24 protein-coding genes are annotated in these 19,223 nt (G+C 49.5%); 4 read left to right on the forward strand and 20 right to left on the reverse strand.

All coding sequences use genetic code 11. The annotated features are described in order from the left end of the window. Nucleotides 1-43: 43 nt before the first annotated feature. From EC328_RS08020 to EC328_RS11530, 19 genes are all read right to left on the reverse strand, one after another. The gene (locus EC328_RS08020; RefSeq protein WP_240671464.1) at nt 44-265 is read right to left on the reverse strand and encodes a DUF4314 domain-containing protein; all 222 of its coding nucleotides are present in this window, start codon (nt 263-265) and stop codon (nt 44-46) included. Further along, nucleotides 252-1,208: a hypothetical protein gene (locus tag EC328_RS11635; protein ID WP_206363838.1), complete on the reverse strand. Its 957-nt coding sequence runs from the start codon at nt 1,206-1,208 to the stop codon at nt 252-254. Before EC328_RS11635 ends, EC328_RS08020 begins: the two co-directional genes overlap by 14 nt. Before the next feature lie 115 nt (nt 1,209-1,323). Continuing rightward, nucleotides 1,324-2,577: a site-specific DNA-methyltransferase gene (locus EC328_RS08035; RefSeq protein WP_128426299.1), complete on the reverse strand. Its 1,254-nt coding sequence runs from the start codon at nt 2,575-2,577 to the stop codon at nt 1,324-1,326. A 3-nt stretch (nt 2,578-2,580) separates the two neighbouring features. Then, nucleotides 2,581-3,180 (reverse strand): hypothetical protein, encoded by a 600-nt coding sequence (locus tag EC328_RS08040; protein WP_128426300.1) that lies wholly within the window; start codon nt 3,178-3,180, stop codon nt 2,581-2,583. Nucleotides 3,181-3,193: 13 nt separating this feature from the next. After that, on the reverse strand, nt 3,194-3,571 hold the full coding sequence (locus EC328_RS08045; protein WP_128426301.1) for an HNH endonuclease: 378 nt from the start codon (nt 3,569-3,571) through the stop codon (nt 3,194-3,196). Between the two features lie 133 nt (nt 3,572-3,704). Then, on the reverse strand, nt 3,705-4,112 hold the full coding sequence (locus EC328_RS08050; protein WP_128426302.1) for a DUF1492 domain-containing protein: 408 nt from the start codon (nt 4,110-4,112) through the stop codon (nt 3,705-3,707). Continuing rightward, on the reverse strand, nt 4,112-4,330 hold the full coding sequence (locus EC328_RS08055; protein WP_128426303.1) for a hypothetical protein: 219 nt from the start codon (nt 4,328-4,330) through the stop codon (nt 4,112-4,114). The genes EC328_RS08050 and EC328_RS08055 overlap by 1 nt, the downstream gene beginning before the upstream one ends. Next, nucleotides 4,327-5,688, reverse strand: a complete 1,362-nt coding sequence (locus EC328_RS08060; protein WP_128426304.1) for a DEAD/DEAH box helicase — start codon at nt 5,686-5,688, stop codon at nt 4,327-4,329. The genes EC328_RS08055 and EC328_RS08060 overlap by 4 nt, the downstream gene beginning before the upstream one ends. Further along, nucleotides 5,669-5,950, reverse strand: coding sequence for a PDDEXK family nuclease (locus EC328_RS08065; RefSeq protein ID WP_128426305.1), 282 nt, complete (start codon nt 5,948-5,950; stop codon nt 5,669-5,671). Before EC328_RS08065 ends, EC328_RS08060 begins: the two co-directional genes overlap by 20 nt. A 224-nt stretch (nt 5,951-6,174) precedes the next feature. Next, nucleotides 6,175-8,508 (reverse strand): virulence-associated E family protein, encoded by a 2,334-nt coding sequence (locus EC328_RS08070; protein WP_128426306.1) that lies wholly within the window; start codon nt 8,506-8,508, stop codon nt 6,175-6,177. Further along, nucleotides 8,505-8,921, reverse strand: a complete 417-nt coding sequence (locus tag EC328_RS08075) for a DUF7768 domain-containing protein (protein WP_128426307.1) — start codon at nt 8,919-8,921, stop codon at nt 8,505-8,507. The genes EC328_RS08070 and EC328_RS08075 overlap by 4 nt, the downstream gene beginning before the upstream one ends. Continuing rightward, nucleotides 8,908-9,690: a phage antirepressor gene (locus EC328_RS08080; RefSeq protein ID WP_128426308.1), complete on the reverse strand. Its 783-nt coding sequence runs from the start codon at nt 9,688-9,690 to the stop codon at nt 8,908-8,910. Before EC328_RS08080 ends, EC328_RS08075 begins: the two co-directional genes overlap by 14 nt. Before the next feature lie 97 nt (nt 9,691-9,787). Then, nucleotides 9,788-11,755, reverse strand: a complete 1,968-nt coding sequence (locus EC328_RS08085; protein ID WP_128426309.1) for a DNA polymerase — start codon at nt 11,753-11,755, stop codon at nt 9,788-9,790. A 69-nt stretch (nt 11,756-11,824) separates the two neighbouring features. Next, nucleotides 11,825-12,406, reverse strand: a complete 582-nt coding sequence (locus tag EC328_RS08090; protein WP_128426310.1) for a DUF2815 family protein — start codon at nt 12,404-12,406, stop codon at nt 11,825-11,827. 1 nt (nt 12,407) lies between these two features. Next, a complete protein-coding gene (locus EC328_RS08095) occupies nt 12,408-13,532 on the reverse strand; it encodes a DUF2800 domain-containing protein (protein WP_128426311.1) in 1,125 nt (374 codons plus the stop codon). Beyond that, nucleotides 13,529-13,846 carry an RNA methyltransferase gene (locus EC328_RS08100; RefSeq protein ID WP_128426312.1) on the reverse strand — a complete coding sequence of 106 codons (318 nt, stop codon included), beginning with the start codon at nt 13,844-13,846 and terminating at the stop codon, nt 13,529-13,531. The genes EC328_RS08095 and EC328_RS08100 overlap by 4 nt, the downstream gene beginning before the upstream one ends. A 268-nt stretch (nt 13,847-14,114) precedes the next feature. Continuing rightward, nucleotides 14,115-14,507: an RNA polymerase sigma factor gene (locus EC328_RS08110; RefSeq protein WP_128426313.1), complete on the reverse strand. Its 393-nt coding sequence runs from the start codon at nt 14,505-14,507 to the stop codon at nt 14,115-14,117. Between the two features lie 162 nt (nt 14,508-14,669). Further along, the gene (locus EC328_RS11525) at nt 14,670-14,816 is read right to left on the reverse strand and encodes a hypothetical protein (RefSeq protein ID WP_164906076.1); all 147 of its coding nucleotides are present in this window, start codon (nt 14,814-14,816) and stop codon (nt 14,670-14,672) included. Nucleotides 14,817-14,852: 36 nt separating this feature from the next. After that, nucleotides 14,853-15,005, reverse strand: coding sequence for a hypothetical protein (locus EC328_RS11530; RefSeq protein WP_164906077.1), 153 nt, complete (start codon nt 15,003-15,005; stop codon nt 14,853-14,855). Between the two features lie 245 nt (nt 15,006-15,250). Between EC328_RS11530 and EC328_RS08115 the strand changes: the two genes are divergently transcribed. Genes EC328_RS08115 through EC328_RS08130 form a run of 4 tightly spaced genes read left to right on the forward strand, consistent with a single transcriptional unit; the run spans nt 15,251 to nt 17,641 of the window. After that, the gene (locus EC328_RS08115) at nt 15,251-15,751 is read left to right on the forward strand and encodes a helix-turn-helix domain-containing protein (RefSeq protein ID WP_164906078.1); all 501 of its coding nucleotides are present in this window, start codon (nt 15,251-15,253) and stop codon (nt 15,749-15,751) included. After that, a complete protein-coding gene (locus EC328_RS08120) occupies nt 15,735-16,448 on the forward strand; it encodes an ImmA/IrrE family metallo-endopeptidase (protein WP_128426315.1) in 714 nt (237 codons plus the stop codon). The genes EC328_RS08115 and EC328_RS08120 overlap by 17 nt, the downstream gene beginning before the upstream one ends. 30 nt (nt 16,449-16,478) lie before the next feature. After that, nucleotides 16,479-16,760: a transposase gene (locus tag EC328_RS08125; protein WP_128426316.1), complete on the forward strand. Its 282-nt coding sequence runs from the start codon at nt 16,479-16,481 to the stop codon at nt 16,758-16,760. Continuing rightward, complete coding sequence (locus EC328_RS08130; protein WP_128426317.1) at nt 16,757-17,641, forward strand: IS3 family transposase; 885 nt, start codon at nt 16,757-16,759, stop codon at nt 17,639-17,641. Before EC328_RS08125 ends, EC328_RS08130 begins: the two co-directional genes overlap by 4 nt. A gap of 375 nt (nt 17,642-18,016) precedes the next feature. Here EC328_RS08130 and EC328_RS08135 read toward each other — a convergent pair whose 3' ends face one another. Beyond that, entirely contained in the window at nt 18,017-19,213 is a 1,197-nt protein-coding gene (locus EC328_RS08135) for an IS256 family transposase (protein ID WP_128426318.1), read from the reverse strand. Nucleotides 19,214-19,223: the final 10 nt, after the last annotated feature.

Consider the following 19,223-nt stretch of genomic DNA (forward strand, 5'->3'; position numbering starts at 1 on the left):
GAGGAATAGCCCCTGATGGGGCAACCCTCTGATGTATGTTAGATTATGCCAGCTGTTTAATTACGTCCTCACCGCAAACCACGCCGAGGGTGGAACCGTTGTCCCAGAGCACAAATACTGTGGCGGTGTCATCCACGAAATCAACTGTTCCTTGGTCACCGGGTTTCGATGCAGAGTAAGGATCGTTCATGGCTACCAACTCAACTCTAGTGCCCCGCGGATATTGCTTGCGAATTCTATCAACCGTTTCTTTATTCGGAAACATCATCGCACACCTCCGTGCTTTTCTTGGTGCCGGACTTGAACGCAGAATTTCCGACAAGGTTTTTCAGGAGAATTTTGCGCACCTGTTTATACTCATCCCCGATAAACCCGAGCCGCAACAGAAAGCAGCGGAAGGCGTATTTTTCATTATCGACTGCCTTCTCATGTGCTGTGACTCGTTTTTGCTTTTTGGCTGCTGCACAAAGCGCGCCGATGAAACGGGAGTATGCAGCTACTTCATCGCTTTCGGCCGTGAACTTGAACCACGGAAATTTGAGCGTGGTCTCCGTCCGTTCAACAGGAAGGGCCTCTACGTCAAGGGCTTTCTTGATGAGCTCCGCTTTGCTGGCAATCAGCTTTTCCAGATTGGTGATTCCTTCATCGGTCATAAAGGAGAGTGGCATTTCAATGGTCAGCTGGTCGGATTCATCTGGTTCGGGAACATCGCTAGCCTGCATGCCATTTTCACCCTGCCAGTCCTCGCGGAGAGTACGCCCAAGCCCAAGCTCCTCGCGCTCGTCCATCCGTAAATCCTCAAAGGCGTGAATGTCATCGCCGCCGTACTGCCCGCGATTTGAGTAGTCGGGTACATTCTCGGCATCGAGCTTCATGCGGCGCATTTCACGCTCAGCCCAAAGCTCAGCTTCACCATTTAACTCTTCAATGGAGGATGTTGCACCCATTCCGCCAAGCCCACTCTCGTAGGTATCGGGTTCATCATATTCGCGCTCCACCGCTTCAAAACCATGAAGCCCATGCAGGTCAGCCTCGAGGTCAAGATTGTCTGGGCCTTTGACTACGCCGTTTTTATCGATGTGGTATCTGCCTACCTCGTAGGCGAAGGTCGGCGCTCCAAGATAATTGGTCGGGGCATTCAATTCCTGACTGATCGCTGTTATTAGGGATTTTCGTTCCAGACCCGTTACGTTGTAGTTGATTTTCATGGTATAAACCTCCGTTTATTCTGGATTCCGAAGGCTTCACACGCCTTCCGGTGATTACATTCATCACTCTAAAAGGCTGTAATAGCAAGTCTTTTGTGTAGTTTTAGATTAATAATTACCTACTCGCGACCTCTTTCACCAAATCAGCATATTTAAGCGTAACGCCTCCTCGCTCACAGGTAATGTCCTCGCCACCGTTTTGCATGAATTCAGCGTAGCGGCGCAGGATGACGCTTGCGTACTTTTCATCAAGTTCAAGCATAAAACAGGTGCGGTCAAGTTGCTCGCAGGCAATAAGCGTCGATCCGCTACCGCCGAAGGTATCCAGCACGATTGCGTTGGCTTGACTGCTGTTGGCTATAGGATATGCCAATAAATCCAGCGGCTTGCTCGTCGGGTGGTCGGCGTTCTTTTTCGGCTTATCGAAATTCCAAATCGTGGTCTGCTTGCGGTCGGAGTACCACTTATGCTTGGCTGTATCCTTGAAAGTGTACAGCACCGGCTCGTGCATCTGTTGATAGTCGCCTCGCCCAAGCACGAGGGAGTTTTTCACCCAGATGCAAGTGGTGGAGTAGTGGAAGCCAGCGTCCACGCAGGCGCGGAAGAAGTTCACTTTTTCTGAATCCGAATGGAAGCAGTAAAAAGCCCCGCCGTCAGCGAGGTTTTCGTAAAAGCACTTGAACGACGAGAGCAGGAAGTTGTAGAACTGATCCGCTTTCATGCTGTCGTTTTTAATTTTCAGTCCGCTCGCCGATTCAAAACTGACGTTGTACGGCGGGTCGGTCAGGACCAGGTTTGCCTTGCGACCGTCCATTAGCTTTTTAACTGTGACTGAATCAGTAGCATCGCCGCAAATCAGCCGGTGACGCCCAAGTGTCCATACATCGCCGGGCAAAACAAAAGCCGCCTCGGTGAGAGCGGCAGTAAGATCAAAGTCGTCGTCTTGCACGTCGCCGCTATCCGCAGCGAACAGTTTCTCAATTTCCTCAAGTCCGAAGCCGGTGAGTTCAAGGTCGAAGCCGAGGTCTTTCAATTCTCCGAATTCGATAGCAAGAAGTTCTTCATCCCAGCCAGCGTTCAAAGCCAGTCTGTTGTCAGCTAAGATGTAGGCGCGTTTTTGAGCATCGGTTAGATGTTCTACAAACACGCAGGGTAATTCCGATAAACCTTCGGCTTTGGCGGCTAGGACACGCCCATGTCCCGCTATAATGTTCAAATCCTTATCCACAATGATCGGACTCACAAATCCGAACTCACGGAGCGAAGAACGAAGCTGTAGAATCTGCTCCTTACTGTGGGTGCGGGCGTTCCTTGCATATGGGATTAGGCGGTCAATGTCCACCTTTTCAAATCGTTCTGTAGTTTGCATTTATTAAAACCCCCTGTTTGTGAGCAGTTCCAAGAAGGCATTCTTCTCTTCATTTTGGTTACTGCTGTAACGGTTGATGATTTGCATGATCAGGTTGAAGTCGGCTTGCATCGCTTTGTAATAGCCTGCGCCTGCTGTGACGTAGGGCGACAGCTTCAATTCCTTAGTCATACGTCCGATTTTACGATTCATCGCTTCGCAGGCGAGGAAGCCCTGCCTGTTCAGCACATAGTCGGTTATCGTCTGCGGCGCGACCAAGCCGTCGCAACCGCGAGCTGCTATGTACTCCTCAATTTCTTTTCGAAGAATATCTGCTGAGGGTACTTCCTTTTCGCATTCCTTCATTGCCATGGAGAAATACTCGGTCATGACATTTTGCGATGCTATCTTTTTGGCAGCCGGCTTTGGTTTTGTTATGCTGACTGTCGGTTTGCCTTCAAGTTTTTTGTCTATTGGATTTTTCCGAGGACGGCCTGCCCCCGGACGGTAGCCTCCGCTGGGCATTTGCGTCACCTCATTTTGATTTTGATTTTCCGTTTTGATTTTTTGATTTTTGATTTTTGAAAAATTCACACGAAAGGTCGCGCCCGTTCTCCAGCACATAGATCACAGAGATTCAGACCGCCCCTCCGTGTTGATGGTTATGCCAGCGATCGCCTCGCCCCGCATGGATTTGTGCGTGACAAGACTTACATAAAGCTATAAGATTGCTGCGTGCATGCGTGCCACCTTCAGCAAGAGGAACAATATGATGGACCTCTTCAATCGGCACCAGCTTGCCTTGCTCCAGGCACTTCTCACAGAGAGGATGTTCCTTCGCATAACTGTCGCGGATGCGTTTCCATGCTCGTCCATACCTACGGCGTACAGCAGGAGCTCTGTCATACTTCTCGTAGCGAGCGTTTTCTTTTTTCTCATGCTCCTGACAAAATCTTCGGTCCGTCAAATTTGGACAACCGGGATAAGCACAAGGTCGCTTTGGTTTATATGGCATGAGTTCACCTCACTTTCTGGGCATAACAAAAGCCACCCCAGATTTCTCCAAGGTGGCCTTCTGTATTTTATTTCGCTATTGTAATACTATCAAAAGAAACTATGAACATCTACTAACATTTCCTATCATATTTTCATGCACGGGTGGAAATTCTTGCAATAGCCTTGTCTCTGATGCGGTAGATATGCTGGATACTGTAATCCATATCAACAGCGATCTGCTCCCATGTTTCAAAGCAAAGATAGCGTTTTTCAAGCAGCGTTTGATATTCCGTATTGTCAACCGTTTTAATAAGGGCTACGATTTCACGCTTAAGGTCAACGAGACAGTCGATATCCCGATTGATCTCAGCTTGAAGATCAATTATTTTTGTAACAGCATCCGCCATTGTGGAAGTTGCATTGTTAGGGTTCTTTGGCATGCCCGTAAGTGTTGACGTTGCCTTTTCAGCAAGATCGTTGAGTGAAGCAACTTGCTCCAGCTTGCTTGTTATGCGTTGGTCTAGGCGATAAGCCTGTCCCAGATATTCTTTTACCGTCATCATATAACCTCCTCCTTGAGTTTTCGGATAAGTATTTCTGCGTCAATAGAGGAAAGCTCCGTGCACCAGTCGGAACGGAAGAATCGCTCGACCTCTATTTTTGTATATAAAGCAGTCTCGTTGCGGGGATGTTTCTTCAGCCTTTTTAGCGCATTGCGGTAATCCTTGACCGCTTGCAAAATGATTGCATTTGCCAATCTTTCGTATGAGTCGTTCATGCATTTTTTCTCCTTTCCGTCAGGTTCGCTTTGACCGCAGCAATCAGCGCAGCCTGGATATTATCTTTAAGCCGCAGGGCCTTCATGACCTGCTCGTCAATCGTGTCCTTTGCGATGATATGGTGAATAATAACGGTATCCTTTTGGCCCTGTCGCCAGAGCCGGGCATTGGTTTGCTGATAAAGCTCCAAGCTCCAGGTAAGTGAGAACCATACAAGGGTGGAACCGCCTGCCTGCAGGTTCAAGCCGTGGCCAGCAGACGCCGGATGGATCACTGCAATGGGTATCTCACCATTGTTCCATCGACGGATACTATCAGCTGAATCCAAACGCTCGGCAGGGAAGCGCTCCAGTATCCTCTCAAGGTCATGCTTGAACCAGTAAGCGATAAGTACAGGCTTGCCATTGGCGGCTTCAATCAGATCCTCCAGGGCATCCAGCTTACGGTCATGCAGGTGGGCTAGCCCGTGGTCCTCATCATAGACCGCACCGTTTGCCATCTGAAGCAGCTTCCCTGAAAGGGCTGCAGAATTAGCTGCATCAATCTCCTTCTCCTTAAGGGACAACACCATATCATCCTTCATGGTTTTATAGTGCTTTTCCTCAGTAGCTGACATCTGGACGAAGACCTCGTTCATTATTAGTTCTGGTAGCCTCAAATGGTCAGTACCCTTCATAGAGATGGTGATGTCTGAGATCAAGCGATAGATAGCTTCCTCAGCACCCGGCTTTGGCTTATAGGAAAACACCATTTGAGCGTTTCGCTTATCGGGGACAAAGAAGGTGGACCGATAGTTACCGATAAAGCGACCCAGGCGCTGCCCCATGTCCAGTAATCTGAACTCTGCCCATAAATCCATCAATCCGTTACTGGAAGGAGTCCCCGTAAGCCCGACAATCCGCTTCACACTGGGTCGCACCTTCATAAGGCTCTTAAACCGCTTTGCCTGATGGGATTTGAAGGAGGACAGCTCATCGACCACCACCATGTCATAGTCAAAGGGCAAACCGCTTTTCGTGACCAGCCATTCGACATTTTCGCGGTTAATGAGGTGTACCTGCACCTTTTGCAGCAGTGCTGCTTTCCGCTCTTGCTCGCTTCCAACCGCAACCGCATAGGTTAAGCCGCATAGATGCTCCCATTTTTCAATTTCAGCAGGCCATGTATCCCGAGCCACTCTGAGGGGTGCGATAACCAGCACCTTTCGAATCAGGAAGCTGTCGAGTGTCAGGTCGAAAATGGCAGTCAGTGCGATTACACTTTTGCCAAGACCACAATCAAGGAAAAGTGCAGCGATTGGATGGGAAAGAAGATAATCTATCGAGTGTTTCTGATAGTCATGAGGTTCGTATTTCATCGATCATCCCTCCAATCAACCCTTCATCGTCCAATACAAATACCAGAAAGCCCAAGGCCCTTAACAGCTCATGCCTTCTCATCTGCAAAGGTCGTGGTTTACAGCCCATCGCCTTAACCTCAACGAAGGCTATTTTTGCACCCGGTAAAAGAAGAAGTCGGTCTGGCATTCCATCAAAGCCAGGCGAAACCAGCTTCACGGCAATTCCACCGACAGCCTTCACCGCCCGGACCAGTTTTTGCTCTATTAATTTTTCACGCATAAGAACCTCCTTGTGCCCATGTCTATGCCCAAGCACTTAAAACTCTTACGCGCGTATATGCGCTTATACGTGCCTATTACTCCTTTACTACTTATAACTACAACATTGAATAGATGAGTTATCGGCACAATAGGAACAAGCACGCCTTGAACCCAGGCATATGAAGGGCTTGCGACTTTGCCCATCTTACGTGCCTTACTACTGATAAGCTTAACTGGCATGCGCTACACCTCGTCTTCCAAGCGGACGAACACCCGCTGAGGACCATAAAGCGGCACATGTTTTTTGCCCGTCTTGTTGCCGTCAAACTTTCTCCAGCCGCCAATCTTATTCAGGATGCCTTCAATTTCATAGGAGTCACCCTTCCTAATCGATTCGCGGGCCTTGCAGAAGCACTCGCACCAGATCTCCATGACGCAGACCTGGTTTCGTTTGACACTGCCAGCCTTAAGCGGCTCGCCAAACTCGCCACCGTTGAGATGATTACGACGCTGATACAGGTCTAGCTTGTCCCAACCATCCGGCAGCATGACCTCCAGGTATTCAGCAACCAGACCCTCGCGGTCGTCACTTTCCATCGCATCCCGCTGCTGCGTGACAGCTTCCTCGGCCAGAGCACCCTTAAGGAAAAGCTCCTCATGAGCCTTGTAGCGCTCAATTGCCTCAGCCCAGATCTGATCCACCTCAGAAAGCTCCCAGGCATAATGCTTGCCATGACCCATGACACGCACAGGCCAGAACCGACGATTACCCGTGATATCCCGGAGGAAGCCGCCATCAGAGTTGGTGGTGCCAACGATAATGCAGGAGCGCGGATGGCTCTCCACCGAAACGCCATAGGACTGTCGATATTTGTCGTCAGTGCGCGTAATGAACGACTTCACTGTTTCCACATCCATCTTTTTGATGCCAGCCAGCTCTCCGAGCTCTAAGATCCAATAGCCCTGAAGCTTCTCCGGTGCAGTTTTATCCTTCATATCCGAGATGGAAAGTGAGTCGGAATACCATGGACCGCCCAGTCTGGAAAATAGCGTAGACTTGCCGATACCCTGGGAGCCGTTCAGAACTAAGATGGAGTCGAATTTTGTCCCCGGCCGGTAGATCCGGGCCACCGCTGCCACCAGCGTTTTTCGCGTAACCGCTCGGACGTAGGGTGTATCGTCGGCACCAAGATAGTCAATCAGCAGTGTGTCTAACCGCTCTACTCCATCCCACTTGAGAGTGCTGAGATAGTTTTTAATCGGGTGATACAGCCGTTCCACCGATACCACACCCAGAAGCGCATCCTTGAACTTGGTTGGTGACCAGATCCCATAGCTGCGCTCAAAATAGAGCTTAGCGCAAGCCAGGTCAGTGTCACTCCAGCCGGGCTTGACCTGCGGCCACGGCAGCTCGCTGATGACGTCAATCAGGTTCTTGAACTGGTTGAACACGATGGGCTGCAGTGCCGGGTCATATCGCAGAATGGTAGAAATGTTGGAAAGCGTATCCTTGATCTTCCCGTTCTTTTCAAGCTCCAGCCGACCTTGCCAATCCTCTTCCTCGGAGAACTCCTCCTCGAGCTGGAGCTTTCTTTCCTGGGTAAGCTGTGCCTTCACCCGAGCATCCTTCACAGCAAATTCAGACATTGCCTTAAAGGATGCCTTTTCCTCAAGCTCTGCATATTTATGGAGCCGAACTAGATCAAAGGCATTTAGGAGCTTCCCGCAAACCGGATCTGTTGCATGGTGGGAATAAGCAAACTTGCCTCCGTAAACAACCACACCGGCACTGGAGTCGGCCGGAATATAGTCAAACCTGCCCTCCATCGCAGAGGGCTCATAAACCTCCGGTAAAAACTCGGCAATGGCATCCTCTATGGAGTAAGCCCTGCAAAACGCTCCAATTACTCCGCTTTTTTCGAGTGGGTCCTTTTGTTGTTTCAAGCTATGCTGGATAACCTCCGATTGCCGTTTTGAGGTCGGCCACATGGAGGTATCACGCCAATCGGCGTATTTTGATAGGTAGGTATCCGGATCAAGCAAGGAACCGTCCTTTTCCTGGAACACAAACTCTCCGTCCGATGGCGTGGAGGGCCAGTACATCAAGCGAGATGGCTCATAGGTGGTATCATCAAACATGTCGATGCCAATTTCCTTGGCCACCATGCGGCCCAGAGCCGGATATTCGTCTTCACTGACATCACGGGCCAGCGGGATGACCAAACGAAGACGATGAGCCTCCGGTGTATGCTTATGAGTGGAATACAGGCAGCATGCCCAGTCATAGAGGGACTCAAGCTGCGCCCAGGTGTCCGGCGTTGCATAGTCCATATCCAAAGTAAGCATCGATCGGCAAATCACATAACCATTTCTGCGCTTACCTTCCCGGAGTGCACCACCTACGAAACCACCGATGTCCTTGATGGAATCCTGACGAGCCTTAGTCATCTTGCGAAACTCTGATACTGTCTCAGTGGTACGCTTCGTGGTGCGAACCGTGTCCTTGAAGGCTGGCCAGGTAATCTCCTTGTTCTTCCACTTTTTATCCATACGGCTATTGCCGACAGCAAGCTTCATTCAAATTCCTCCTCACACTTGTCGTTGAAACGCCGGATGGGTATGCCGCGCTTTTTTGCCTTGGCGATTTCCCGCGACATGCCAGCTGATATATGGCGACCGAACACCCAAAGCTCGTCGCATTTCCCGAGCCAGACCAGCCCGAAAAACAACCCAAGCTCCCGCTCGGTAAGGTCATTTTCATCCAGCACCTGCGGATAAAGCAGGTGGGGAGCGAAGGGAATCGCCCCACTTACCACCGCAAAACGTGTGTACCGGATAGCCCTCATGGTGTTTGTTTCAATATCTCCGGCAAAGGGTGAGCAGATGAACACGCAGGGCTTCCATGCTTTCGCTTTTTCCTCCCGAGCTACAGCCGCTAAAGCATCGGCAGCTGTTGGGTCGGGGTAGTGCTCTGCGTTAAATCTGTCCATTGCCGCCACCTCCAACGAGAAAGTAATTGACGAAGTACTGCTGACCCTTGCCAGTGACCTTGGTGGTCTTTGAAATGGTGACATGACCATCTGAATGGGTGATGGCCGTTTCCTTGACCTTGAACAGCCCCAGTTCCATTGCCTTTTGTGTTGGTGCATTGTAGTCTGTGCCCTTGCGCTTAATCAGGAAGCCATCCTGTCTTAACCTTTCAAACAAACGGTTCTGGCCGATATCAATTCCGTTGCCTTTGAGAATCTTGGCAAGCTCGCCGATAAGAATGGTTCCGTCTGATACGGACACCGCATCGGCAAAGACCACCTTGGGCTTGTCTACCTCAGTCTGAAGCTGCAGGCGTTCCTTTGCCTGACGTTCCTCCTTCAGCGCAGTCAGTACCTTGATCCAGACATCTGGGTCATTCATGATTTCTTCCAGCTTATCCGAGGTAAGATAGGCTCCGTGCTTTCGGATGGTTGGCAGGACCTCGTGGGTGACCCAGCGTTTAAATTTCCGGGCCTCGGGTTTGTCTGAACGCAGGATAACGTTGTAAAGCCCGCTCTCATTGACGATGTTTGTTTGCTGCTGCCGCCCCATACTGTCGATGACGTAAGCCTGACTTACATCATCCGAATCAAGTCGATCTGCAATCATGCGAGCATTACTAAGCTCCAGCACATCACACACATCCTTGAGCACCCACCAAGGCTCGCCACCTCTCTGGATTGTTCTGACTTCCTTGCCCTCGTAGGAGAAAACCTGTAAATTGTTCATAATAGAACCGTCCTTTCTGAAGGCGCGAAGATTTTGTATTTGGCCTTCGCTTTAAGCCAGGAGAAAGGACGGTTTCGGACGGTCTATATAAAATTTTCTAATCTTTTTTATAGAATGGGCACACATAGCCCTCGGCACGAAGCAATAACCCTTTTGCCCAAGACGGAGTTTTGCTCATTTTTGAGCATAAGTCTTGTAGTGAGAGTTTTTCATCCGCTTCGATTACAATTTCATCATGCACATGCATGACAATCTCATAAGCCTTAAAAGCCTGCAGCGCATGACAGAGGATATCGCGTGAAATGGCTTGGACGATGTTTTCCACAAGCTTTGGGCCATAGGTTTCGATGCGCTCCCATTTCTTCGTTGCGCCTACACCCTCATAGGTCACCGCATCGCTTCCAAAGCGATTCTGGCCGAGCTTCGGCTTCACATATGAAAGTCGTCTGCCTGAAGGTAGCGTTATGAACAGCATGCCGCTTCTGCATTCAAATTGAATACCGTGGGTTGTCGTTACAGCTCGCTCCCTGACAGCGGTCATGACAGCCCTGTCTACCTCCCACCAAAACCGGACGATGTAGGGGTTGGCCGACCTCCATGCATTGACTAGCGACTGAAGCTCAACTTCTTCAACACCCATATCAAGGGCACCCATGGCTTTCAGCGCACCGACCGAGCCCCCATAGCCTAAGGCAAGCTCAGCAATTTTACCTTTTTGCCTTAAAGGACTGCCTTTAGTGATTTCCTCAATGGGGACATGAAACATCTGACTAGCCGATGCTTCATAGATCCGGCCGTGGGTAGCAAACACCTCGTTTCGCCAGGACTCGCCAGCCAGCCACGCAATAACGCGGGCTTCGATCGCTGAAAAGTCAGCTACAATGAACGTATAACCGGCTTTTGGAATAAAGGCGGTTCGGATGAGCTCCGACAGCACCTCCGGCACAGTATCATAGAGCGCTTCCAGCAGGTCATACTGACCAAGCCTCACCATCTGCCTTGCTTGCTCCAAATCTGGCAGGTGGTTTTGGGGCAGATTCTGCACCTGCACGAGTCTTCCGGCCCAGCGCCCGGTCCGATTCGCACCGTAAAACTGTAAAAGCCCACGAACCCTGCCATCAGAGCAGACGGCATTTTGCATGGCAGTATATTTCTTGACACTGCTTTTGGCCAGAGACTGCCTGAGCTCCAGCACCTGGCCGAGCGGCTCAGGCGCTGTTTTCAGAAGCTCCTTTACGGCAGCCTTGCCCAGGGTGTCGGTTTCTAAGCCCTGTTCTGCCAGCCACGCCTTCATCTGCGCGACTGAGTTTGGGTTATCCAGCTCAGTCATTTGCTGCATCCGATAGGTGAGCTCCTGTTTGGCCCTGCTGTCAAAGCGAATGGCCTCACCTACGAGCTCCAGATCCAGACGGATGCCACGATCATTTATTTCTTGATCAAGAATATAATTCGGCCATTCAAAAGATGGTACAGGGAACTTGTGAAGCTTGGCTTGGATCTCAAGCTCGGTTTCCACATCACGGGCATTGTATGCTTTATACTTCTCCCACTTTTCCGGGGCATCAGCCGGCAGGTTCCTCTCCCGCCCGCCATTTACCTTTGACGGCTTGCAGGGCATCGAGAAATATCGGATCAGGTCTTTTCCTTCCTTGAGCTTTTGCTTTTCAAGTCCCAGCACCGCTCCGGCACCTTCCAGTGAAAGAGGCAAGCCCAGATAGGCCGACCAAACCATGGTACAGCGCCAGGATACTGGGCTTATAAATTGGCTTTCAGGATTATTCTGATCCAGCGTTATACCTTGCCTAGACAGCCATCGTGATAGGCAGATCCGTTCAAACTGGGCATTGAAGGCCCACTTTATGACTGCATCATCCGTAAGAGCTCTGATGATTTCCTCCGGCAGAGCTTCACCGCTGGCAAGGTCAACAACCTGTACTTCACCACCATCAATGGAATAACCGAACAGCAGTATGTCAAAGTCCGGGACCTCCGAGTAACGGTAAACACCGCTTTTCATCAGATCAAAGCTGGAGAACGTTTCAATATCGCATGAGAGTGTTTTCATATGGCCTCCTTAGCGGAAAAGGGCGGCAAGAAATCCCGCCGCCCAATCTTTAGTATTTTGCGTATCCCCTTAGCCAAGGAAGTCCTCGCCGTCATAGTCTGATGCAAAATCATCTGCAGCACTAGTCCTTCCACCCAGGGGCTCGCCATCCTGGACCTTCTGGATATTGCCTAAGCCGCAGGCGACACCTCGGTTGCCGTTGGAGTTGAAGGCGTAAAAATTGATGCTGACCCTTGCGTATACTCCGGAGTAAACCTCCGAACGGCTTATGATCGGATTCAGGGACTTGTCCACTATCTCCGGAGCAGAATTGGAGTTGGCGTTCACAAAGTAGCTGTCTGCGTATGCCTCATCGTCCGGGCGGTCGATATCACCGTCACGAAGTGGAAGCTTCAGAGCGGCCTTATTCGGAATCTTCCCACCAAACTTACCGCGACCTTCCTCGATGGCAGCATCAACCGCTTTGTTAATAGCCTCAAGGGTTTTGGTATCGTACTTTGGAATGATGAGAGAAACGCTGTATTTTTCTGCGCCTCCATTGATGCTTTTGGGCTCATGGACATTGGCATAGCTGAGACGGACTATGCCTGTGACAACCTTAGTGGGATTCACCCTAACACCTGTGTTTGTTTTATTTGCTGTGTTTGACATATTAAATTTCCTCCTTAAAATCTTGTTTTGCGGATGTATTGATTTCCGGTCGTTTATCGGTAATGGGTACCAGCGCCGGCTTTCCCGGTGGCTTTTCAATGAGCTCACCAAGGATTTCACTAAATTTTGCTTTGCTCATCAGCTTCTCCATTTCGGTGAGGGTAATCAGGGATTGTCGGTATATATCGCGGTAACCGGCAGCCTTTGCAGCCTCTGCGACGGCTTCCTCGTTCTTATACCTTCTGTTTGAGCGGCCCTCCACCAGCTTGAAGCCACACCAGCGCTTGCCGTGGTTGAGTGCTGCTTCAAGGGCATAGTTTCTGATGTCATTTGCCCAGGCTGTCAGGTCGTCCAGCTTTGCTATGATGCCTTCGATGTCGTCGTCCGTGAGGACTGGTGGCAACGAGAACTCAAACCGTGCAAGGTTCAGCTTTTCCTCAGCCCTTGCCCGACACTTGACTGCTGCCCGGCAGAACTGACAATGATCGCCGGGTACAAATTCACCGCCACCTTCAAAGGCGAGCTTTGCAGTCGGGACCAAGATCTCTTCAGCCCACTGATAGAGAGACTCCTTAAACACTGTGTAGGTGCTGGCATTTTCTCTTCGTGGCTGGTAAATTGACATTGACACTTCGCTTATGTCGTATATCCCGTCGAATAGCTCTAAGGCAGATAAGCCATAAAGCTTCATTTGTGGATTTTCTTCAGCGTGGACCAGGGTCCATCCGAATTTGAAATCTACGATATGAAGCGTCCTATCGCCGATAACCACACAGTCACCGGTGCCAAAGCCATCCGGTACGAAGCGTGAAAAGTCCAGGCGCTGCTCAATCAGGATCGTTGGATCTGAGCAGGTTTGCTTTAGCCCCGCAAGAATCTCCAATACGAAATCAACGTAGCCATCGGTGGCGGCTTCCATTTCATCTGAGTCATACTTTGAGACTGGTCTTTTCGTGCGTAGCTTGAGGGCCTTTCGCAGCTTGTGTTCTGCTAGTGCATGGGCAGCAGAGCCCTCGGCGGCGGCCTCGCCGCTGTTGTCTGCAAACTCCTGTTCCAGTCGAGGTGCTCTTGTACAGATCAACCAGCGATGCGCACTTGATGCGGATAGAATCGCATGCTTGCTCATTTGAGTACCTCCGCATCCGCCAATAGAGCTGCATAATTTACCGGATCAATCTGGCTGAGCTTTGGTGCTCCGTACTTTTCGAGAAGCCCCCGCACCTCTGCAGTAAACCCTTCCTGGCTTTTTTCGGCCAATGCTGCTCTGACGTGCTCAAGTGATACCGGCTTTTCTGTGGTTTTTGGTTCAATAAAGGTCGGTACCCCTGGTGCAACCTTGGCAGGTTCATTGCCCGCCATCGTCTCAGCTGCAGCTTGGATGCTGTCCGCCAGAGAGCGCATGTTATCGACCACATCAAGGAGTAGCTTGATTTTACTCACCGCTTTCACCTCCCTCCTCAACGATGGACAGCGCTTTTACGCTGTCGCCGGGTACAATGACCGTCAGCCTTTGCTTGTCTCCAAGCAGGAAGCGAAGTAGTCGCTCCCGCATGGTGACATGTCGGCAGCCGACGATCCCGCCACCTGGCGGTTCCTTTGAAACACTGATTCTGAGTGTGTGTCTCATGTGCTTCACCTTGCCTTTCTGAAGGCTGTATTGTTTGTGCCTTCTGATGTAAGCCAGGAGAAAGGACCGAATCGGACGGTCCTAATCAAGAAAATTTCTGAGCTTCTTTTTTGCTCTATCTACGGCATGGCGAATGGCAGATTCATCCTTACCCTCTAAAGCGGCAAGGTCGGTATATGACCAACCCTCCAGCAGGCACTTGCGAAGCAGGTATTGCTGGCGTTCGTTCAGGCAGGACATGGCCTGGCCGATAACCTCAGAGTCGATTAAATCCGCGAGCAGGTCGGTGCCATCGCTAAAATAGCGAACATCCTCGTATTCAAAGGTAGAAAGCTGTGTGTGGCGATCTCTTCGAGAATTTTTGCGGTCATTTTTCTTCTCTGCTTCGATTGACTCCAAATAGAAGGTTCCAACCTCTTCGGATACCTCCAGTTCGATGATTTTACCGTCAGCATTTTTGTAATTGATTTTCATTGTTTGGCTCCTTTCAGTGCAGGAGCCAAGCGTGAGATATGTAAAAGAGCCGAATGGTCACAAAACGCAAATGGCCGGATGGTTACGAATTTGCATTTCGTAACTCATCCGGCCATTTGGTAGCTCGCACTCGGCTCCGTTGCTCGGTATGAATTTATTGTCTTACTTTTTCTTTGGCGACGGCCTTGTCTGTGACAACGCACTACCCGCCACTGATTTGGTCTTTGCGCTGGTTCCACCGTCTCTTAAAATGGACGACGCCTTGCGCGCAACTGATGGGGAAGTCTGTTTACTATTGCTTTTAGCCACTGGAATCACCTCCTTTCACTGATCTCATAGCACCAACTAAGATGCTTTGAGTTCTGATTTTTCGTTGCAGGTAACTGTAACGAATTTCCCACACTGTGGACACTTGAGGTTTACCTCGACTTCTTCTTTTGGAAGGTCCGATATATCAAAGGCTCTCCGGCCGCAGTTTGGGCACTTCATTTTCTTCATAGGCAGTCTCCTTTCAACGTAACAGTGAATTGTGTATATTTTGTAGTTTTATAGATCCGCGCTCTCATATAACTGTTTTGTCTAATATTTATTGACATTGCCCACATTCTGTGGTAATATCGTATTGCGGTTGAGATTTCAGAGTGTTTGTCCATAAAATCAAGTTTCTGAAATAAAATTACCACGAATAGTGGGCATTGTCAATATCTAAACCACAAATAGTGTTTATGTTAAGGAGGTGCAGTATGGGCATCGCACTAGGGCAATATATAAAAGCCGTAAGAAAAGAAGCAAAACTGTCGGCGCTCAAACTGAGTAAAGACGTAGGGATTTCAAAATCATATTTAGATTATATTGAGAGTGGGGCTCGTGAACCTCAGATTGATATCCTTGTCAAAATAGCTGCTGCACTTAAAACTCCTCTCGAGGCTTTGTTTGACATACAAAAAAAAGAACAGCTCGAAGCTGCTATAAATAAGTGGAGAGCTGAAAACACAACTATCAACGATTCAGATCTTAGAGCAGTCGCAAGAACTGCTGATGGAGGACTGGCCATTGATGAACAGGCTTTGGCTATGGCACAGGAAGCCTTCCGGGATTCTAATAACGCAGCAAAACTTGCAGATTTCATAGAAAATGAACATCTTCGTGCGATAGTAAAAGCGGGGGCTGAGCTTACAAACGAGGACCTTGAAAAATTAAGAAAGGTTATGGAATCTCTTTATCCAGATGAGTTTGAGAAATGAATCTGAAGCCGCGTTGAGGGTTTACTATGCGGCTCATAAGTTTCTGTATGATTTCGGGATTCGCTGGCTCCCCGTGAACCCCATTGATATTATCAGTTCTCAACCAAACTGGAGATTAAAATATGTTCATCAACTCGCCTACGAAATCGGGAAAAGTACAGATTATGTTTGTAACCACGTTATGCGAAGTAAAGATGGACTTGCAATGTATGATGTTGCTCATGACCAATATGACATCATATTAAATGCCGGGGATGAAATTCCTCAAACGAGGATGCTTTGGACGGCGACTCATGAGATTGGTCATATCTATCTTGGCCATCTCAAGGACAATAAGGTTAGCAGCATTACAGCAGATAACCTCGATTACAACCTTTATAATCAGTTAGAATTTGAAGCAGATATATTCGCCGGAGAAGTATTGGCTTCCAAGTGGATTATGCGGCACTTGGACATTGTAGATGAGCGCGACATCGCTATGATATGCGGTATTTCTGATGATGCAGCGCTCAACCGCTATAAAAAAGCAACGGAGGATTACTCTTTTGAGCCTGCAAATGCCGTGTTTACCCTACATAATTTCGGGGAGTACATGAAAGAAGTAACAATTTGCAGGGATAGGCATGACTTTGAGCTTGGAAGATTCATTTCTCTGAGCTGCTACAGTAAGGTTGTAATAGGCATGTGCGTTTTGTAAAATATTATCAAATCGAAAGGAGCATGCCAAATGCATTATGTAGAACCCGAACTCAAAGAGAGGATCATCAAGCTACGCATTCAAGAGGGCCGAACCTATCAGAGCCTATCCGATGAATATGGTTTCCCTCGGACTGCCATGAGTCGTTGGGTGAAAAAGTATCGAGCGGATGCGGCCAATAGTGAGCGAAAGGCCAAACAGATCGCCGACATGGAAGAGATACGGAGCCTCCAGCGGGAAGTGGAAGAGCTTCAAAAGGAAAACGACTTCCTAAAAAAAGCGGCGGCGTTCTTTGCCAAGGAGAGCAAATAGCTCGATACCACTTTATCGACAAGTATGCCAGGCGCTTTGGAACCAATTGGCTCATGGAGCGCCTGGGGGTTTGTCCGAATGGGTATTACAACTACAAGAAGCATCGCAAGAGCGCCGGTGAAAAGAAAAAGGCTTCTGTATTGAGAACCATTGAACGGCTGTATCATGAGACCGGCGGGAGACCCGGCTATCGCATGATGAAACAGCTTTTGGCCAACCAAGGCATTGTACTCAGCGAGCAAACCGTGCGCAAGTATATGAACGTGGAGCTTGGACTCAAATCTGTGACACGGAAGCCGAAATACCGCTACCGCAAAGGGCCGAAAGCGCTGACAGTATTTGACAACCTTCTGCGGGAGGGCTTTTGTGCAGATAGGAGGAATGTACGCTGGTGTATCGACTTCACATACCTCTTTCTTGCCAATCGGAGCAAGCGATACAACTGCTGCATCATGGATTTGTTTGACCGTCGTGTCGTAGCCAGCGTGAACAGCGATCGCATCGACACAAAGCTTGCGATCGCCGCCTTAGGCAAGGCCATTGCGAACACCGGGGGTGAAACCGGAATGATTCTTCATTCCGACCGCGGCAGCCAGTTCACATCGAAGGAATTCATCGAATTCTGCGAAGAGCACGGTGTGATCCAAAGCATGAGCAAGCCTGGCTGCCCTTACGACAACGCTCCCATCGAGCGCTACTTCAACACTTTGAAGGCGGAGCTGATCAACTTGAGATCCTTCGAAACCGAAGCCATGCTGTACGAAGAAGTAACCGCTTACGCCTACGGTTGGTACAACAATCAGAGACCTCATACCTACAACGGCGGCTTGCCGCCAGCTAAGGTCGTTGAAAAACAACAGAGCCATTACAATTTTGCTTGACCAGAACACTCAGAATCCAGCTCAGCAGAAATTGCCTAAACCATTGCCTCCCTTCCTGAGAAAACCCGATACTTGTCCGCATTGTGGAAACACTCGCGGTATAACCACGCAATCAAACTTCTGCATTGCTTGTGGAAGTGCATTAAAAAAGGGACTATTAATATCGCTTGAACCTTGTGACCACATCAATGGTAAAGATGCAGCATTTTGTGAAATGTGTGGGTACAGAGTTCATCGAACTAGGCAAGGCTTTTGTTTTGAAGACTGGGAAGTATAAAAAATAATATGAATGTGAGGTAAGGTGATGATCGTGGGAGAACTCAAGGTACCGTCCAGTATTTTTCGCAAATTAGTTTTTGACCGTTTGGGTTCTGCCTATACGACAACCGTTTCCGGGATCGTCAGATCCATCATCTCCAGCCGTTTCATGTTCAAATAGCGTTTCGATCCCCACTGGGTGCCGGCCACGTGCCTGAGCCTCGCACAGACGAGCATCAAGGCGGAATTGCCATCAGGGAAAGTGCCCACGACTTTTGTACGGCGCTTGATCTCCCGGTTCATTCGTTCAATGGTATTGGTCGTTCGGATCTTGGTCCAATGCTCGCTGGGGAAACTCATATAGCTCAGGGTTTCCTCAATTCCGGCTTCCAGTTTCTTCGCCGCCTCATGCAGTTTCATCTCTCGAAGTTGAATGGCAACCTGTTTGGCCTTCTCCCGGGCCGCCTCTTTGCTCTCCTGTGCGTGGATCGCTTTCAGCATCCGGCTGATCAGCTTCATCCGGATTCTGGGAGTCGTTGTGAAGATATTTCGGTAGAAATGGACCACGCAGCGTTGGTATTTGGCTTCCGGGAAGACTTCAGCCACCGATTCCACCATTCCAAGGCAGCGGTCTCCAACGATGAGGCGTACTCCGGATAGTCCTCTACTTTTCAACCACTTGAGGAACTGGGTCCAGCTTTCCTTATCTTCCTTCATTCCTTCTGCTGCGCCGATCACTTCCCGGTAGCCGTCTTCGTTAACGGCGATGGCGACCAATACGGCCACGTTCTCATATTCGCCGCCCCAGTTGCGTTTCAGGTAGATGCCATCCACGTAGACATAGGGATAACTTCCTCCCTGCAGCGGGCGATTTCGCCACTCCTCGATATGGACATAGGCCTTCTTGTTCAGCTCACTAATCGTGGCAGGAGATACACGGCTTCCCCAGAGTACCTGGGTGATATCCTCCACCCGCCGAACCGATACGCCAGCCAGGTACATCTCGATCAAGGCTTCCTCAACCGAGCTTTCTCGACGTTGGTATCGCTCAATGATGGCTGTCTCAAAGGCAACACCTTTCAGTTTCGGAATCTTTAGATTCACATCGCCAGACGTTGTTGTGAGGTTTCGGTCGTAGTGACCGGATCGGTAGCCGGCACGATCCGCCGTCCGTTCATACTTCCCGGCATTCGTAAGGGCGTCAGCTTCCGAATCCAGAAGCTCATTGAGAGTCTCTTCCACGCTCTTTCGGACCAGGTCTTTCAATTCCTCTTTGATTACGCCTTCGTTTAATTGTATAATCTTATTGGACATGTGTTTGGCC

It is taken from the genome of Gudongella oleilytica (assembly GCF_004101785.1).
In the GTDB taxonomy this organism is placed as follows: Bacteria; Bacillota; Clostridia; order Tissierellales; family Tissierellaceae; genus Gudongella; species Gudongella oleilytica.

Excerpts from the sequence above, each read along its gene's own strand:
- EC328_RS08055 (WP_128426303.1), bottom strand. The coding sequence starts at position 4,330 with ATGAACGACTCATACGAAAGATTGGCAAATGCAATCATTTTGCAAGCG.
- EC328_RS08095 (WP_128426311.1), bottom strand. The coding sequence starts at position 13,532 with ATGAGCAAGCATGCGATTCTATCCGCATCAAGTGCGCATCGCTGGTTG.
- EC328_RS08065 (WP_128426305.1), bottom strand. The coding sequence starts at position 5,950 with ATGCGTGAAAAATTAATAGAGCAAAAACTGGTCCGGGCGGTGAAGGCT.
- EC328_RS08085 (WP_128426309.1), bottom strand. The coding sequence starts at position 11,755 with ATGAAAACACTCTCATGCGATATTGAAACGTTCTCCAGCTTTGATCTG.
- EC328_RS11635 (WP_206363838.1), bottom strand. The coding sequence starts at position 1,208 with ATGAAAATCAACTACAACGTAACGGGTCTGGAACGAAAATCCCTAATA.
- EC328_RS08070 (WP_128426306.1), bottom strand. The coding sequence starts at position 8,508 with ATGAAGCTTGCTGTCGGCAATAGCCGTATGGATAAAAAGTGGAAGAAC.
- EC328_RS08135 (WP_128426318.1), bottom strand. The coding sequence starts at position 19,213 with ATGTCCAATAAGATTATACAATTAAACGAAGGCGTAATCAAAGAGGAA.
- EC328_RS08035 (WP_128426299.1), bottom strand. The coding sequence starts at position 2,577 with ATGCAAACTACAGAACGATTTGAAAAGGTGGACATTGACCGCCTAATC.
- EC328_RS08020 (WP_240671464.1), bottom strand. The coding sequence starts at position 265 with ATGTTTCCGAATAAAGAAACGGTTGATAGAATTCGCAAGCAATATCCG.
- EC328_RS08050 (WP_128426302.1), bottom strand. The coding sequence starts at position 4,112 with ATGACGGTAAAAGAATATCTGGGACAGGCTTATCGCCTAGACCAACGC.
- EC328_RS11530 (WP_164906077.1), bottom strand. The coding sequence starts at position 15,005 with ATGAAGAAAATGAAGTGCCCAAACTGCGGCCGGAGAGCCTTTGATATA.
- EC328_RS08090 (WP_128426310.1), bottom strand. The coding sequence starts at position 12,406 with ATGTCAAACACAGCAAATAAAACAAACACAGGTGTTAGGGTGAATCCC.
- EC328_RS08120 (WP_128426315.1), top strand. The coding sequence starts at position 15,735 with ATGAGTTTGAGAAATGAATCTGAAGCCGCGTTGAGGGTTTACTATGCG.
- EC328_RS08040 (WP_128426300.1), bottom strand. The coding sequence starts at position 3,180 with ATGTGCTGGAGAACGGGCGCGACCTTTCGTGTGAATTTTTCAAAAATC.
- EC328_RS08125 (WP_128426316.1), top strand. The coding sequence starts at position 16,479 with ATGCATTATGTAGAACCCGAACTCAAAGAGAGGATCATCAAGCTACGC.
- EC328_RS08115 (WP_164906078.1), top strand. The coding sequence starts at position 15,251 with ATGGGCATCGCACTAGGGCAATATATAAAAGCCGTAAGAAAAGAAGCA.
- EC328_RS08110 (WP_128426313.1), bottom strand. The coding sequence starts at position 14,507 with ATGAAAATCAATTACAAAAATGCTGACGGTAAAATCATCGAACTGGAG.
- EC328_RS08060 (WP_128426304.1), bottom strand. The coding sequence starts at position 5,688 with ATGAAATACGAACCTCATGACTATCAGAAACACTCGATAGATTATCTT.
- EC328_RS08045 (WP_128426301.1), bottom strand. The coding sequence starts at position 3,571 with ATGCCATATAAACCAAAGCGACCTTGTGCTTATCCCGGTTGTCCAAAT.
- EC328_RS08080 (WP_128426308.1), bottom strand. The coding sequence starts at position 9,690 with ATGAACAATTTACAGGTTTTCTCCTACGAGGGCAAGGAAGTCAGAACA.
- EC328_RS08075 (WP_128426307.1), bottom strand. The coding sequence starts at position 8,921 with ATGGACAGATTTAACGCAGAGCACTACCCCGACCCAACAGCTGCCGAT.